Source organism: Streptomyces sp. NPDC048523, from assembly GCF_043199815.1.
Lineage (GTDB): Bacteria > Actinomycetota > Actinomycetes > Streptomycetales > Streptomycetaceae > Streptomyces.
The window spans coordinates 421893-436541 of the sequence record NZ_JBICWQ010000007.1 but is presented as its reverse complement, the minus strand read 5'-3'; the positions used below and the strand labels follow the sequence as shown (position 1 = coordinate 436541).

General features: G+C 68.8%; 6 protein-coding genes, 1 tRNA gene and 1 rRNA gene. 7 read left to right on the top strand and 1 reads right to left on the bottom strand.

All coding sequences use genetic code 11. The features are described 5' to 3' along the window. The 3 genes from rrf to ACGFWE_RS34000 all read left to right on the top strand — a co-directional run. Positions 1–92 (top strand): 5S ribosomal RNA (rrf, locus tag ACGFWE_RS34010); the annotation flags it as partial. Between the two features lie 114 nt (positions 93–206). Further along, positions 207–869 (top strand): DegT/DnrJ/EryC1/StrS family aminotransferase, encoded by a 663-nt coding sequence (locus tag ACGFWE_RS34005; RefSeq protein ID WP_352382578.1) that lies wholly within the window; start codon positions 207–209, stop codon positions 867–869. 75 nt (positions 870–944) lie between these two features. Then, a tRNA-Thr gene (locus ACGFWE_RS34000) sits at positions 945–1020 on the top strand. Positions 1021–1067: 47 nt separating this feature from the next. Here ACGFWE_RS34000 and ACGFWE_RS33995 read toward each other — a convergent pair. Next, positions 1068–3821, bottom strand: coding sequence for a SpoIIE family protein phosphatase (locus ACGFWE_RS33995; RefSeq protein ID WP_393603892.1), 2754 nt, complete (start codon positions 3819–3821; stop codon positions 1068–1070). Between the two features lie 396 nt (positions 3822–4217). Between ACGFWE_RS33995 and ACGFWE_RS33990 the strand changes: the two genes are divergently transcribed. The 4 genes from ACGFWE_RS33990 (at position 4218) to ACGFWE_RS33975 (ending at position 14575) form a co-directional block, all read left to right on the top strand. Beyond that, complete coding sequence (locus tag ACGFWE_RS33990; protein WP_352382460.1) at positions 4218–9689, top strand: HAMP domain-containing protein; 5472 nt, start codon at positions 4218–4220, stop codon at positions 9687–9689. Between the two features lie 244 nt (positions 9690–9933). Next, on the top strand, positions 9934–10617 hold the full coding sequence (locus ACGFWE_RS33985) for a response regulator (protein ID WP_352382458.1): 684 nt from the start codon (positions 9934–9936) through the stop codon (positions 10615–10617). Between the two features lie 153 nt (positions 10618–10770). Beyond that, complete coding sequence (locus ACGFWE_RS33980; RefSeq protein WP_393603889.1) at positions 10771–13494, top strand: DNA translocase FtsK; 2724 nt, start codon at positions 10771–10773, stop codon at positions 13492–13494. A gap of 244 nt (positions 13495–13738) precedes the next feature. Then, complete coding sequence (locus ACGFWE_RS33975) at positions 13739–14575, top strand: helix-turn-helix domain-containing protein (protein WP_352382454.1); 837 nt, start codon at positions 13739–13741, stop codon at positions 14573–14575. Positions 14576–14649 lie beyond the last annotated feature (74 nt).

Genomic DNA, 14649 nt, shown 5'->3' with positions numbered 1-14649 from the left:
CGCCCGGTTACATTTCGAACCCGGAAGCTAAGCCTTACAGCGCCGATGGTACTGCAGGGGGGACCCTGTGGGAGAGTAGGACACCGCCGAACAATCATTCAAAGGGTTGGATCCTGAACTTCGGTTCGGGGTCCAACCCTTTTTTGTTGGGCGTCACTTGAAGTTCACGTTGCACAACCACCATCGCCGGCATGGGTACTGCTGCAATGCTCAGGGCCGCCGGCGTCGGAGTCGGTGACGAGGTCGTCGTACCGGCCTTCGGGAACGTCGAGGTCGCCGAGGCGGTGACACTCACCGGTGCGCTTCCGGTGTTCGCGGACATACATCCGGTCAGCTACTGCCTTGACGCGTCCGCTGTCGAAGCGGCCATAACTCCGCGTACGGCGGCGGTCGTTGTCGTACACCGATTTGGGCGGCCGGCCGATATGGCAGCGCTCCTCGCGCTCGGGCTGCGGCGCGGGCTGTTGGTGCTGCAGGAGGGTGAATCCGAGGCCCCGTACGACGAGATCGCTCAGCGTCGCGAGCGGGCCGGCTATCTCGACGGGAGGTTGCGCGGGGTGCGCACGCCCGATGGCGGGGACGGGCACACCTACCACCAGTACGTCGTGCGGGTTCCCGGCAACGGGCGGCCGGACCGGGATGCGTTCGCCCGGGCCCTGCGGAGCAAGGGAGTTGCGTGCCGCGTGCCGGTGAAGACGCCCGTGCACCGGTTGCCCGAATTCCGGCGTTGTGTGTCGCTGCCGGAGACGGAGCGAGCCGCCGACGAGACGCTTGCGCTGCCGGTGGAAGCTTCGCTGACCAAGCGGGACATGCAGCGCGTCGTGACCGCGTGCAATGCGCTCGGCGGACTGCTTCAGCCCGCTTCCTGAGCGAGTTGGGAGCACGGGTCTGTACGGGGTATGATCTATTCCGTTGCCGCGAGGGAAACCTCGAAAAGGCGACAGGCCCCCTTAGCTCAGTCGGCAGAGCGTCTCCATGGTAAGGAGAAGGTCAACGGTTCGATTCCGTTAGGGGGCTCCAGTCAAAAGGCCCCGCCCATTCGGGCGGGGCCTTTTTTGCGTTCTCCCTCAATCCTGCTGCAGGCCCGGGACGCGCATGGCCAGGATTGCCATGTCGTCGGACGGGGCGTCGGAGGCGAAGCGCTCGACCGCGCGCATGATGCGGGCCGCGACCGCGCCGGCCGTCAGGCCCGTACAGGTGGTGAGGACGTCGGCGAGACCGTCGTCGCCCAACATGCGGGTGCCTTCGCGGCGTTCGGTGACGCCGTCCGTGACGCAGAGAAGGACGTCGCCCGGGTCGAGGGTGACCGTCTCCTCGTAGAGTTCCAGGTCCTCCATGACGCCGAGGAGCGGCTGGGGTTCGGCGGCCGGTTCCACGGTGCCGTCCTGGCGCAGGCGGAGCGGGAGCGGATGGCCGGCGCAGACGATCTTCAGGCGGGCGCTGCCGTCCGCCTGCGGCCACAGCTCGCCGTAGAGGAGGGTCAGGAAGCGGCTGCGGGCGCCCTCGTCGAGGATCGCGGAGTTCAGGCGCTCGAGGACGGCCGGGCCGCTCAAACCCTCCCTGGCCAGGAGACGGAGGGCGTGCCGCGCGAGGCCCGTCACCGCCGCCGCGTTCGGGCCGGTGCCGCAGACGTCGCCGATGGCGAAGCCGTACGCGCCGTCGCTGATGGGGAAGACGTCGTAGAAGTCGCCGCCGACCTCGTTGCCCTCGCCGGCCGCGCGGTAGATGACCTCGACCTCGACGCCGTCGATCTCGGGGAGCTCGGGTGGCAGGAGGCTGCGCTGGAGGGACTGGCTGATGGCCGTGCGCTCGGAGTAGAGGCGGGCGTTGTCCAGGGCGAGGGCGGCCCGGCGGGACAGGTCCTCGGCCAGTTCCAGGATTTCCTGGCGGAAGTGTTCGTCGGCGGGCTTGCCGAGGGTCAGCATGCCGATGACGCGGTTGCGGGCGACCAGGGGGAGCACGACGGTCTCGCCGCCCACCGCGGAGGCCGTGGCGAGCGTGGGGCCGATTCCGGAGGCGAGTTGATGGGTGGGGCCGCCGCTGAGGCCGAGGCTGCGCATGGAGCTGCGCAGGGCCGCCTGGTGGGCCGCCTCGCCCGGGGCTGACCAGACCCGGGCGCCGGGGGTGGGGACCGGGTCCGGGGGCTGGACCTTCGACAGCAACGACTTGATGCCGTCGATGAGTTCCTCGTCCTCGTGCAGGACGTAGGACAGATAGGGATCCGAGGCCTGGTCGGCGATCGTGTAGACGGCGCACCAGGTGGCCAGGGTGGGGACGGTCATCTGGGCCATGAGGGCCAGCGTCTGGTCGCGGTCCAGGGTGCCGGCGAGGAGGTCGGATGCCTCGACGAGGAAGCTCAGGGAGCCGCGGCGCAGGCGTTCGAGCTCGCCCAGGCGGGCCGATTCGACGGCCAACGCGATGCGGTCGGCGGCGAATTGGAGGCGCAGGGCCTCTTCGTTCGAGTATCTGCCGGGGCCTTCGGCGGCCACGCCCAGGGAGCCGGTGAGGCGGCCCTCGACCTTCAGCGGGACCGTGACGACCGAGCGCATGCCGGTGCCGTTCAGGAGCGGTACCGCGCCGGGTAGGGCCGCGAGGTCGTCGTGGACGGCCGGCATGCGGGCGGAGCCGTAGCGGCCGGGGCCCGCCTCGACGGGCACGCGCGCGAAGCGCTGACGGGCGGAGGGCAGACCGGTGGAGGCGCGGACCTCCAGCTCCGTCTCGTCGTCGGTCGCGAGGAGGAGGAAGGCGGAGTCGCCGTCGAGCATGTCGCGCGCACGTTCGACCGTGCGCTGGAGGAGCCCGTCGAGGTCGTCCGGGGCCGGGGAGCCGATGAACACCTCGAAGGGGTCGGTGCTCTGGCCGTCGGCGGAGGTGGTCGTGTCCGAGGAGGGGACACGCAACGGGGTCTGGAGTACGGCGCGTTCGTGGTCGCGGACCAGGAGGCAGACGGTGGAGGGCTCGCCGCCGGTGTCGCGGACGCGCAGGTGGGAGGCGTAGACCGAGGTGACGCGGCCGTTGGCTGCCCTTATGCCGTAGCTGCCCTCCCAGCGCGAGAGCTGGAGTGCTTCGACGATTCCGGTGCCGGTGCCGGGGGTGTGCGGCCAGGCCGCGAGGTCGGTCAGGGGCTTGCCGATGACCTGCTCGGCGGCATACCCGAAGAGCTCCTCGGCATCCTCGTTCCACGAGGTGATGGCGCACGTACGGTCGATCTGGACGACGGCCACGCGGACGCGGCCGTCGGCCAGCGGGAGGAGGTCCGCGGGCAGGGCCGGGCCTGCCGCGCGGGTGCCCACGGGACGCCCGGGGAGGACAAGTTGGAACCAGACCTGCTTCTGGGTGGGTGTGTACTCGACACCCCAGCGGGCGGCGAGCGCGGCGCAGAGCTGGAGACCACGGCCGCCCTCACGATCGAGGTTGCCCATGTTGACGGCCTGGCCCTGGAGCGGGATCTCGCGCTCGGGATAGTGGTCGGCCACCTCGATCCGTACACCGTCGTCACTGCGCAGGCACAGAACATCGGCGGCGGTGCCCGCGTGCACCACGGCATTGGTGACGAGTTCGCTGGTGAGGACGACCGCGTCGTCCACGATGTCGGCGAAGCCCCAGCCCTGGAGTGTGTCGCGGACGAAGGAGCGGGCGGTGGCTACCGATCGTCCGACGGGCTCGAAGCTGGCGGCCGCGCGCGCGGTGATCACAGAACTCCTCGACCGGTTGTCGACGTGCAGGGCTGCCTGACCGACCGGCTCGTGCCGCTGTTGCGGCAGGCCGCCCGTCGGCCGGGGGTCCGGGGGCTGTCCCCCCGGGATCAGTCCGGTGGTCATGTGTGCGGCCGCCCTCCGATGCCCGCTCGTGCTCGTGCCACCGCCCAGGCCGGACGGACCGGCTCGGCTGGACAGCCGCATGCAAGGTTACTTACCTTCGACGGCCATGCGGATGCCGGTCTGCAGTGTTTCCGTCCGGAGGGTGTGCGGACGATGTGCGAAGCTGCCGAACTGTTATGGCCTGGTTCAACCAGGGTGAAACACTGGGCAGGCTCCTGAAGAAGGTTCGGGCAGGCCGAGTGGCTTGCGCGTACGGCGGGCAGCAGCCCGTGGTGCGGCTTTGCATGCCTGGCTGACATATCGCTGTAGTAAGCAGAAGTGCGCGGCGGCCACCGGTGTGCCGCGCGGTATCACCCGAGCACAGCAGTAACGGTCGACCCCTGCGGGAGGGACACAGTGGAGTCTGGCGCAGCGACGCGGGGCACTAAAACGCGCGCGAAAGACGGACAGTCCCCGAGCGGCCGGCGCACACCGCGGAGCGGGACCACCGCGGTGGACACGGCCGCCCTGGACCGGCTGATGGCGGCGCTGGTCTCGATGCGTGACGGAAACTTCCGCAAGCGGCTCACGGTGTCCGGCGACGGCGTGATGTCGGAGATCGCGGCCGTTTTCAACGAGGTGGCCGACCGCAACCTGCACCTGACGGGTGAGCTGTCGCGGGTGCGGCGCATGGTGGGTCGTGAGGGAAAGCTCACGGAACGGCTGGAAACAGGCGCCTGTGAGGGCTCCTGGGCGTCCGCCATCGATGCCTCCAACGCGCTCGTGGACGACCTCGTACGGCCTGTCTCCGAGGTCGGCCGGGTGCTGTCCGCGGTCGCGGAGGGCGATCTGTCGCCCCGTATGGAGCTCAGGACCCAGGCGCCGGACGGGACGGGGCATCCGCTGCGCGGGGAGTTCCTGAAGGTCGGGCGGACTGTAAACAACCTTGTCGATCAGCTCTCGACGTTCACCGACGAGGTCACGCGGGTGGCCAGCGAGGTCGGTACCGAGGGCAAGCTCGGCGGCCAGGCACGCGTGCGTGGCATGTCGGGCTCCTGGAAGGACCTGACCGAGTCCGTCAACACGATGGCGTACCGGCTGACGGCCCAGGTGCGGGACATCGCGCTGGTGACCACGGCGGTGGCCAAGGGTGATCTGTCCCGGAAGGTCACGGTTCACGTGGCCGGCGAGATGCTGGAACTGAAGAACACCGTCAACACGATGGTGGACCAGCTCTCGTCCTTCTCCTCCGAGGTGACCCGCGTCGCGCGCGAGGTGGGTGTCGAGGGCGAGCTCGGCGGCCAGGCGCAGGTGCCGGGCGTGGCCGGGGTGTGGAAGGACCTCACCGATTCGGTGAACCTCATGGCCGGCAACCTGACGGCCCAGGTGCGCGGGATCGCCCAGGTGACGACGGCGGTGGCCAGTGGTGACCTGTCGCAGAAGGTGACGGTCTCCGCACGCGGCGAGGTCGCACAGCTCGCGGACACGATCAACCAGATGACCGAGACGCTGCGGATCTTCGCGGATGAGGTCACCCGCGTGGCCAACGAGGTCGGTGCCGAGGGGCAGCTCGGCGGACAGGCGAACGTGCCGGGCGCGGCGGGGACGTGGAAGGACCTCACCGATTCGGTGAACACGGTCTTCCGGAACCTCACCACGCAGGTGCGGGACATCGCCGCCGTGACGACGGCGGTGGCCAACGGTGACCTGTCGCAGAAGGTCACCGTCGACGTGGCCGGCGAGATGCTGGAGCTGAAGAACACCGTCAACGGGATGGTGGACCAGCTGTCCGCGTTCGGTGCCGAGGTCACGCGCGTGGCGCGCGAGATCGGTGTCGAGGGCGAGCTGGGCGGGCAGGCGCAGGTGCCCGGGGCGGCCGGTACCTGGAAGGACCTCACCGACTCCGTCAACACGGCGTTCAGGAATCTCACCGGACAGGTGAGGAACATCGCCCAGGTGACGACGGCGGTGGCCAACGGTGACCTGTCGCAGAAGGTCACCGTGGACGTCTCCGGCGAGATGCTCCAGCTGAAGAACACCGTGAACACGATGGTGGACCAGCTCTCGGCCTTCGCCGACCAGGTGACGCGGATGGCCCGGGACGTGGGCACCGAGGGCCGGCTCGGCGGTCAGGCCGTCGTGCCCGGGGTCTCCGGGACCTGGAAAGAGCTCACCGACTCCGTCAACTTCATGGGCGGCAACCTCACCTCGCAGGTGCGGCAGATCGCCCAGGTGACGACGGCGGTGGCCCGGGGTGACCTGTCGCAGAAGATCGACGTGGACGCGCGCGGCGAGATCCTGGAGCTGAAGAACACCATCAACACGATGGTGGACCAGCTCTCCGCCTTCGCCGACCAGGTGACCCGAGTGGCCCGGGACGTGGGCACCGAGGGCCGGCTCGGCGGACAGGCCCAGGTGCCCGGTGTGGCCGGTGTGTGGCGCGACCTCACCGACTCCGTGAACGGAATGGCAGGAAACCTGACTGCCCAGGTGCGCAACATCGCCCAGGTGGCCACCGCGGTGGCCCGGGGTGACCTGTCGCAGAAGATCGACGTCGATGCGCGGGGCGAGATCCTGGAGCTGAAGAACACACTCAACACGATGGTGGACCAGCTCTCCAGCTTCGCCGACCAGGTGACGCGGGTGGCCCGCGAGGTGGGCACCGAGGGCATCCTCGGCGGCCAGGCCGAGGTGCAGGGTGTCTCCGGCACCTGGAAGGACCTCACGCAGTCCGTGAACTTCATGGCGAACAACCTGACCATTCAGGTGCGCAACATCGCCGAGGTCACCACCGCGGTCGCCAAGGGCGATCTCTCGAAGAAGATCACCGTCGATGCGAAGGGCGAGATCCTCGAGCTCGTCACCACCGTCAACACGATGGTGGACCAGCTGTCGTCCTTCGCCGAGCAGGTGACCCGGGTGGCCCGTGAGGTGGGCACCGAGGGGCAGCTGGGCGGTCAGGCGCGGGTGCCGGGTGTCACGGGCATCTGGAAGGACCTCAGCGACAACGTGAACCTGATGGCCAACAACCTGACCATGCAGGTGCGCAACATCTCCCAGGTCGCGAACGCGGTCGCCAACGGCGACCTCACGCGGACGGTGACGATCGAGGCGCGTGGTGAGGTCGCACAGCTCGCCGACACCTTCAACACCATGGTCAAGACGCTGAGCTCGTTCGCCGACCAGGTCACCAAGGTGGCCCGCGAGGTGGGCACGGACGGCATCCTCGGCGGTCAGGCGCGGGTGCCCGGTGTGGCCGGCACCTGGAAGGACCTCACCGAGTCCGTGAACCAGATGGCATCGAACCTGACCGGTCAGGTCCGGAACATCGCCATGGTGACCACGGCCATCGCCAAGGGCGACCTGACCAAGAAGATCGACATCGACGCCCGCGGCGAGATCCTGGAGCTGAAGACGACCATCAACACGATGGTCGACCAGCTGTCGTCCTTCGCCGAGGAGGTCACCCGGGTCGCCCGCGAGGTGGGTACCGAAGGACAGCTCGGCGGCCAGGCACGCGTGCGTGACGTCGACGGCACCTGGCGCGACCTGACCGAGTCCGTGAACGAAATGGCAGGAAACCTTACTCGCCAGGTACGGGCCATCGCGCGGGTCGCCACCGCGGTGACCCGGGGCGACCTGAACCTGAAGATCGACGTGGACGCGTCCGGCGAGATCCAGGAGCTCCAGGACTACATCAACAAGATGATCGCCAACCTGCGCGACACCACGATCGCCAACAAGGAGCAGGACTGGCTCAAGGGCAACCTGGCCCGTATCTCGGCGCTCATGCAGGGCCGCCGGGACCTGGAGGACGTGGCCTCGCTGATCATGAGCGAGCTGACGCCGGTGGTGACCGCCCAGCACGGCGCGTTCTTCGTGGCGATGCCGCTCCTGGACGGCAAGGACATGAGCACCGAGGCCGAGGATCAGTACGAGCTGCGGATGCTCGGGTCGTACGGCTACTCGATGGGGTCCATGCCGACGTCGTTCCGGCCGGGGGAGGCGCTCATCGGGACGGCCGCGGAGGAGAAGCGCACGATCCTGGTGGAGAACGCGCCCAGCGGCTATCTGAAGATCTCCTCCGGTCTCGGAGAGGCGCCGCCCGCGCAGGTGATCGTCCTCCCGGTGCTGTTCGAGGGCAAGGTGCTCGGCGTCATCGAGCTCGCGTCCTTCACACCCTTCACACAGATCCAGAAGGACTTCCTCAACCAGATCGCCGAGATGATCGCGACCAGCGTCAACACCATCTCCGTCAACACCAAGACCGAGGTGCTGCTGAAGCAGTCGCAGGAGCTGACCGAACAACTGCGGGAGCGGTCGGCCGAGTTGGAGAACCGGCAGAAGGCCCTCCAGGCGTCCAACGCCGAGCTGGAGGAGAAGGCCGAGCTGCTGGCCCAGCAGAACCGCGACATCGAGGTCAAGAACACCGAGATCGAGGAGGCGCGGCAGGTCCTGGAGGAGCGCGCCGAACAGCTAGCCGTGTCCATGCGGTACAAGAGCGAGTTCCTGGCCAACATGTCGCACGAGCTGCGGACGCCGCTGAACTCGCTGCTGATCCTCGCCAAACTGCTCGCCGACAACGCGGACTCCAACCTCACCCCGAAGCAGGTCGAGTTCGCCGAGACCATCCATGGTGCGGGCTCCGACCTGCTCCAGCTCATCAACGACATCCTCGACCTGTCGAAGGTCGAGGCGGGCAAGATGGACGTCTCGCCGACGCGTATCGCGCTCGTGCAGCTCGTGGACTACGTGGAGGCCACGTTCCGGCCGCTGACCGCGGAGAAGGGACTCGACCTGTCCGTGCGGGTCTCGCCCGAGCTGCCCGCCACACTGCACACCGACGAGCAGCGGCTGCTCCAGGTGCTGCGCAACCTGCTGTCCAACGCAGTGAAGTTCACCGACTCCGGGGCCGTCGAGCTGGTCATCCGGCCCGCCGGGCGGGAGGTGCCGGTCGCGATCCGGGAGCAGCTGCTGGAGGCCGGTTCGCTGCGCGACCCGGACGCCGACCTGATCGCGTTCTCGGTGACCGACACCGGTATCGGTATCGCGGCCAGCAAAATGCGGGTGATCTTCGAGGCGTTCAAGCAGGCCGACGGCACGACGAGCCGCAAGTACGGCGGCACCGGACTCGGGCTGTCGATCTCGCGGGAGATCGCACAACTGCTCGGCGGAGAGATCCACGCGCAGAGCGAGCCGGGACGCGGATCGACGTTCACGCTGTATTTGCCGCTGCACCCCAGCGAACTCCCGCCGCAGGGCTACCAGCACTCCATGCCCGCCCTGGAGGCCGGCGACCTGGTGGCGTCCGCGTCGGAGAACGGGCGGTCCGGGGTCGAGGTCGAGACGCCGGCCGAGGTGAGGTCGTACCAGGAGACACAGAACGGTGCCGCGGCGCTCTTCCGGCGCCGTCGCAGGACCGCACCGGCCCTCGAACAGCGGATCGGGCAGCCGGACCAGTGGTCGGCGGTGGAGCACCAGAGCACGCCGCAGCCGCGCCGGGGCATCCGGTTCGGCGGCGAGAAGGTGCTGATCGTCGACGACGACATCCGCAATGTCTTCGCGCTGACCAGCGTCCTCGAACAGCACGGACTGTCGGTGCTCTACGCGGAGAACGGCCGTGAGGGCATCGAGGTGCTGGAACAGCACGAGGACGTGGCGGTCGTCCTGATGGACATCATGATGCCCGAGATGGACGGTTACGCGACGACCAACGCGATCCGCAGGATGCCGCAGTTCGCCGGGCTCCCGATCATCGCGCTGACCGCCAAGGCGATGAAGGGCGACCGGGAGAAGGCGATCGAGTCGGGCGCCTCCGACTACGTGACCAAGCCGGTCGACCCCGATCATCTGCTGTCGGTGATGCAGCAGTGGATGCGGGGGGAGTGACGGGAATCAGCGACGTTCACGCGGAGTTGCTGACTCAGTGTGTCCGGCGCCGTGTAGAAGTACGGGATTCGGGGAACCTTCTGTTCTCCCACTACGTTTCTGCTTCGTGCACAGTGACATCACGGTGACAGGGTGTGGCGACAGACAGGGTGCGGCTACGATGACCGGCACAAGGACGGGCGGCGAAAGGGAGTCGTCCCCAGGGGCGGCACCCGGTGCACATCCGGGGCGAGGAGGGCGGGCCATGGTGCAGAAGGCCAAGATCCTCCTGGTCGATGACCGGCCGGAGAATCTGCTGGCGCTGGAGGCCATCCTCTCCGCGCTCGATCAGACACTGGTGCGGGCATCGTCCGGGGAGGAAGCGCTCAAGGCGCTGCTCACGGACGACTTCGCGGTGATTCTGCTGGACGTCCAGATGCCGGGCATGGACGGTTTCGAGACCGCGGCGCACATCAAACGGCGGGAGCGGACCCGGGACATCCCGATCATCTTCCTCACCGCCATCAACCACGGGCCGCACCACACCTTCCGGGGATACGCGGCCGGTGCGGTGGACTACATCTCCAAGCCGTTCGACCCGTGGGTGCTGCGCGCGAAGGTCTCGGTGTTCGTCGAGCTCTACATGAAGAACTGCCAGCTGCGGGAGCAGGCGGCGCTGCTGCGGCTCCAGTTGGAGGGCGGCGGAGGCAGGGCGGCGGTCGGGGACGCGAAGGAGCCGGCGGGTCTGCTCGCCGAGCTGTCCGCGCGGCTCGCGGCGGTCGAGGAGCAGGCCGAGGCACTCTCCAAGCAACTCGACGACGAGTCGGCGGACGCGGCCGCGGTCGCCACCGCGGCCCATCTCGAACGCAAACTCACGGGGTTGCGGCGGGCACTGGACGCGCTGGAGCCGGGCACCGGGAGTTCGCCGTCGGTGCCCTCGCAGAACTGAGCGGAACTGATCGGAACTGACGCGTGGCGCAAGTGTTCCCGCGCTTCCCGCGGGTGAGCCCGCGTCAGCTCGGCAGCTCTCCAGGCGCGACACGAACGGGTGAAGCAGTGGGCACACGTGTCCGCGGTCGTCTCCACCGGTAATCTCACACCTATGGCCTCACGTCCCTCGGCAGCCAAGAAGCAGCCCGCCAAGAAGGCTGCCGCTCCCGCGAAGGGTCCGGCGCGGAAGGCCCCCACGAAGAAAGCACCGGCGAAGAAGGCGCCCGCCAGGAAAGCCGCGGTGAAGAAGGCGGTGCCACCGAGGCCGGCGCCCAGCCCGACCGGAGGCGTCTACCGCCTCGTCCGGGCCGTCTGGCTCGGCCTCGCCCATGGCGTGGGCGCAGTGTTCCGCGGGATAGGGCAGGGCGCGAAGAACCTCGACCCCGCGCACCGGAAGGACGGCGTGGCACTCCTGCTGCTCGCTCTCGGCCTGATCGTGGCCGCCGGCACCTGGTCGAACCTGCGCGGCCCCGTCGGCAACCTCGTCGAGATCATCGTGACCGGCGCCTTCGGCCGGCTCGACCTGCTCGTGCCGATACTGCTCGCGGTCATCGCCGTACGGTTCATCCGGCACCCCGAGAAGCCCGAGGCCAACGGCCGGATCGTGATCGGTCTGTCGGCGCTCGTCATCGGCGTGCTCGGCCAGGTCCACATCGCCTGCGGCTCACCGGCCCGCAGCGACGGCATGCAGGCGATAAGGGACGCCGGCGGCCTCATCGGCTGGGGAGCAGCCACCCCGCTGACGTACACCATGGGCGAGGTCCTCGCCGTACCGCTGCTCGTGCTGCTGACGGTCTTCGGGCTGCTCGTCGTCACGGCCACCCCGGTCAACGCCATTCCACGGCGGCTGCGGGAACTCGGTGTGCGGCTCGGGATCCTCCCGGAACCGGTGGAGGACGAATTCGGCGAGGACGACGAGCGCTACGACGAGCAGTGGCGCGAGGCGCTGCCCGCGCGTGGGCGCAGGCGAGGTTCCGCGCCCGAGTCGTACGACCCCGACGGAGCGGAGCAGCAGGCCCTCACACAGCGTCGTGGGCGCCCCCGGCGGTCGGCGGTGCCGCAGCCCTCGATGGACCGGCAGATGGACGCCGTGGACATCGCCGCGGCCGCCGCGGCGGATCTGGACGGCGTCGTCATGCACGGCCTGCCGCCCTCGCCGCTGGTCGCCGACCTCACCCACGGCGTGAGCGTGGGCGACCGGGTGGAGACGACCCCCGTACCCACTCCGGTCCCGGCCGCGCGGCCCAAGCAGGAGACGCGCCCGAAGCAGGACAAGCTCAAGGTCGAGGTCGCCGACCTCACCAAGCCCGCTCCCGAGGCTCCGAGCGAACTGCCCCCGCGCGCGGAGCAGCTCCAGCTGTCCGGCGACATCACCTACGCGCTGCCCTCCCTCGACCTCCTGGAGCGCGGCGGGCCCGGCAAGGCGCGCAGCGCGGCCAACGACGCCATAGTGGCCTCGCTGACGAACGTCTTCACGGAGTTCAAGGTCGACGCCGCCGTCACCGGCTTCACGCGCGGGCCGACGGTCACGCGTTACGAGGTCGAGCTCGGGCCCGCCGTGAAGGTCGAGCGGATCACCGCGCTGGCCAAGAACATCGCGTACGCCGTCGCCAGCCCCGACGTGCGGATCATCAGCCCGATCCCCGGCAAGTCCGCGGTCGGCATCGAGATCCCCAACACCGACCGGGAGATGGTCAACCTCGGTGACGTGCTGCGGCTCGCGGCGGCCGCCGAGGACGAGCACCCCATGCTGGTCGCGCTCGGCAAGGACGTCGAGGGCGGCTATGTCATGGCCAACCTCGCGAAGATGCCGCACGTGCTCGTCGCCGGAGCCACCGGTTCCGGTAAGTCGTCGTGCATTAACTGCTTGATCACTTCCATCATGGTCCGCGCGACCCCCGAGGACGTGCGCATGGTCCTCGTCGACCCCAAGCGCGTGGAGCTGACGGCCTATGAGGGCATCCCGCACCTGATCACGCCGATCATCACCAACCCGAAGAGGGCCGCCGAGGCGCTCCAGTGGGTCGTACGGGAGATGGACCTTCGCTACGACGACCTGGCGGCGTACGGCTTCCGGCACATCGACGACTTCAACGAGGCCATCAGGAACGGCAAGGTCAAACTGCCCGAGGGCAGTGAGCGGGAGCTCCAGCCGTACCCGTACCTGCTGGTGATCGTCGACGAGCTCGCCGACCTGATGATGGTCGCCCCGCGGGATGTCGAGGACGCGATCGTGCGGATCACGCAGCTCGCGCGCGCGGCCGGCATCCACCTGGTGCTCGCCACCCAGCGGCCGTCGGTGGACGTCGTCACCGGTCTGATCAAGGCGAACGTGCCCTCGCGGCTCGCCTTCGCCACGTCCTCGCTCGCCGACTCGCGGGTCATCCTCGACCAGCCGGGCGCCGAGAAGCTGATCGGCAAGGGCGACGGGCTGTTCCTGCCGATGGGCGCCAACAAGCCCACCCGTATGCAGGGTGCCTTCGTGACCGAGGACGAGGTCGCGGCGATCGTCCAGCACTGCAAGGACCAGATGGCGCCGGTCTTCCGGGACGACGTCGTCGTGGGCACCAAGCAGAAGAAGGAGATCGACGAGGAGATCGGCGACGATCTCGACCTGCTGTGCCAGGCGGCCGAGCTGGTCGTCTCCACGCAGTTCGGGTCGACCTCCATGCTCCAGCGCAAGCTGCGGGTCGGGTTCGCGAAGGCGGGTCGGCTGATGGACCTCATGGAGTCCCGGGGCATCGTCGGGCCCAGCGAGGGGTCCAAGGCTCGTGACGTTCTTGTGAAGGCCGACGAACTGGACGGAGTGCTCGCGGTCATCCGCGGGGAGGCTTGATGAGAGCCCGGAGCGGGTGCGGCCACCGATGTTCGATCGTGACTCACCCGTAAGGGATCATCGAGCAACCGTTTCCCTTCGTCGTACGTCAAGTTGAGGGAAGCGAAAAGCCGCTGCCCCGCCATCGGTGTGTTCGGCCATTCCGATGGCGTACAAAGTCCCACCGCCCGGTTGCCCCACTCTTTCGCACCCCCCCTAGACTGAACCCCCAGCACAGGTGGCTATACGCTCGAAAGGCGCCCCCGTGTCCATCGGCAACTCCCCTGAAGACGAGCGTCCGTTCGAAGACGACCGGCAGGAAGCCCGCCTCTCCGTCGGCCACGCCCTGAAACAGGCGCGGATCGCGGCCGGGCTGACCGTCGACGACGTCAGCAACGCCACCAGGGTCCGTATCGCCATCGTGCATGCCATCGAGGCGGACGACTTCGCCCCCTGCGGTGGCGATGTGTACGCCCGGGGGCACATCCGGACCCTGGCCAAGGCCGTCCACCTGGATCCGGCCCCCCTGCTGGACCAGTACGCCGCCGATCACGGCGGTGGGCGTCCGGCGCCGACCCCGGCCGCCCCGCTGTTCGAGGCGGAGCGCATCCGTCCCGAGCGCCGCGGGCCCAACTGGACCGCGGCCATGGTCGCCGCGATCGTCGCCGTGGTCGGCTTCGTAGGGTTCACCGCCTTCAAAGGCGGCGACGACGGCGGGACGACGCAGGTCGCCGACGGCACCACGCCCGCCACCAGCAAGTCCCCGACGCCCAAGTCCGACAAGACCCCCGAGAGCCCGAAGCCCACGCCGTCGGACAGCGCCATCGCGGCTGCGCCCCAGGACAAGGTGACCGTCCAGGTCAGCGCCACCGACGGAAAGAGCTGGATCCTCGCCAAGGACCACAACGGCCGGACCCTCTTCGACGGGCTGCTCACCCAGGGCAACAGCAAGACCTTCCAGGACAGCGACAAGATCAACCTCGTCCTCGGTGACGCCGGGGCGATCCAGCTGTACGTGAACGGCAAGAAGATCGACGACGACTGGCAGCCCGGCGCCGTGGAGCGCCTGACGTACACCAAGGGCGACCCGCAGGTCGGCTAGACATCTGTTCGGTTTCTGTCGCGAAGGGGTTGGCCAGGATCGGCCAACCCCTTCGACGTGGGGTGTCAGCGGGA

Bases quoted from the DNA above. Each gene is read 5' to 3' on its own strand.
- ACGFWE_RS34005 (WP_352382578.1), top strand. From the start codon at position 207: ATGCTCAGGGCCGCCGGCGTCGGAGTCGGTGACGAGGTCGTCGTACCG.
- ACGFWE_RS33995 (WP_393603892.1), bottom strand. From the start codon at position 3,821: ATGACCACCGGACTGATCCCGGGGGGACAGCCCCCGGACCCCCGGCCG.
- ACGFWE_RS33985 (WP_352382458.1), top strand. From the start codon at position 9,934: ATGGTGCAGAAGGCCAAGATCCTCCTGGTCGATGACCGGCCGGAGAAT.
- ACGFWE_RS33980 (WP_393603889.1), top strand. From the start codon at position 10,771: ATGGCCTCACGTCCCTCGGCAGCCAAGAAGCAGCCCGCCAAGAAGGCT.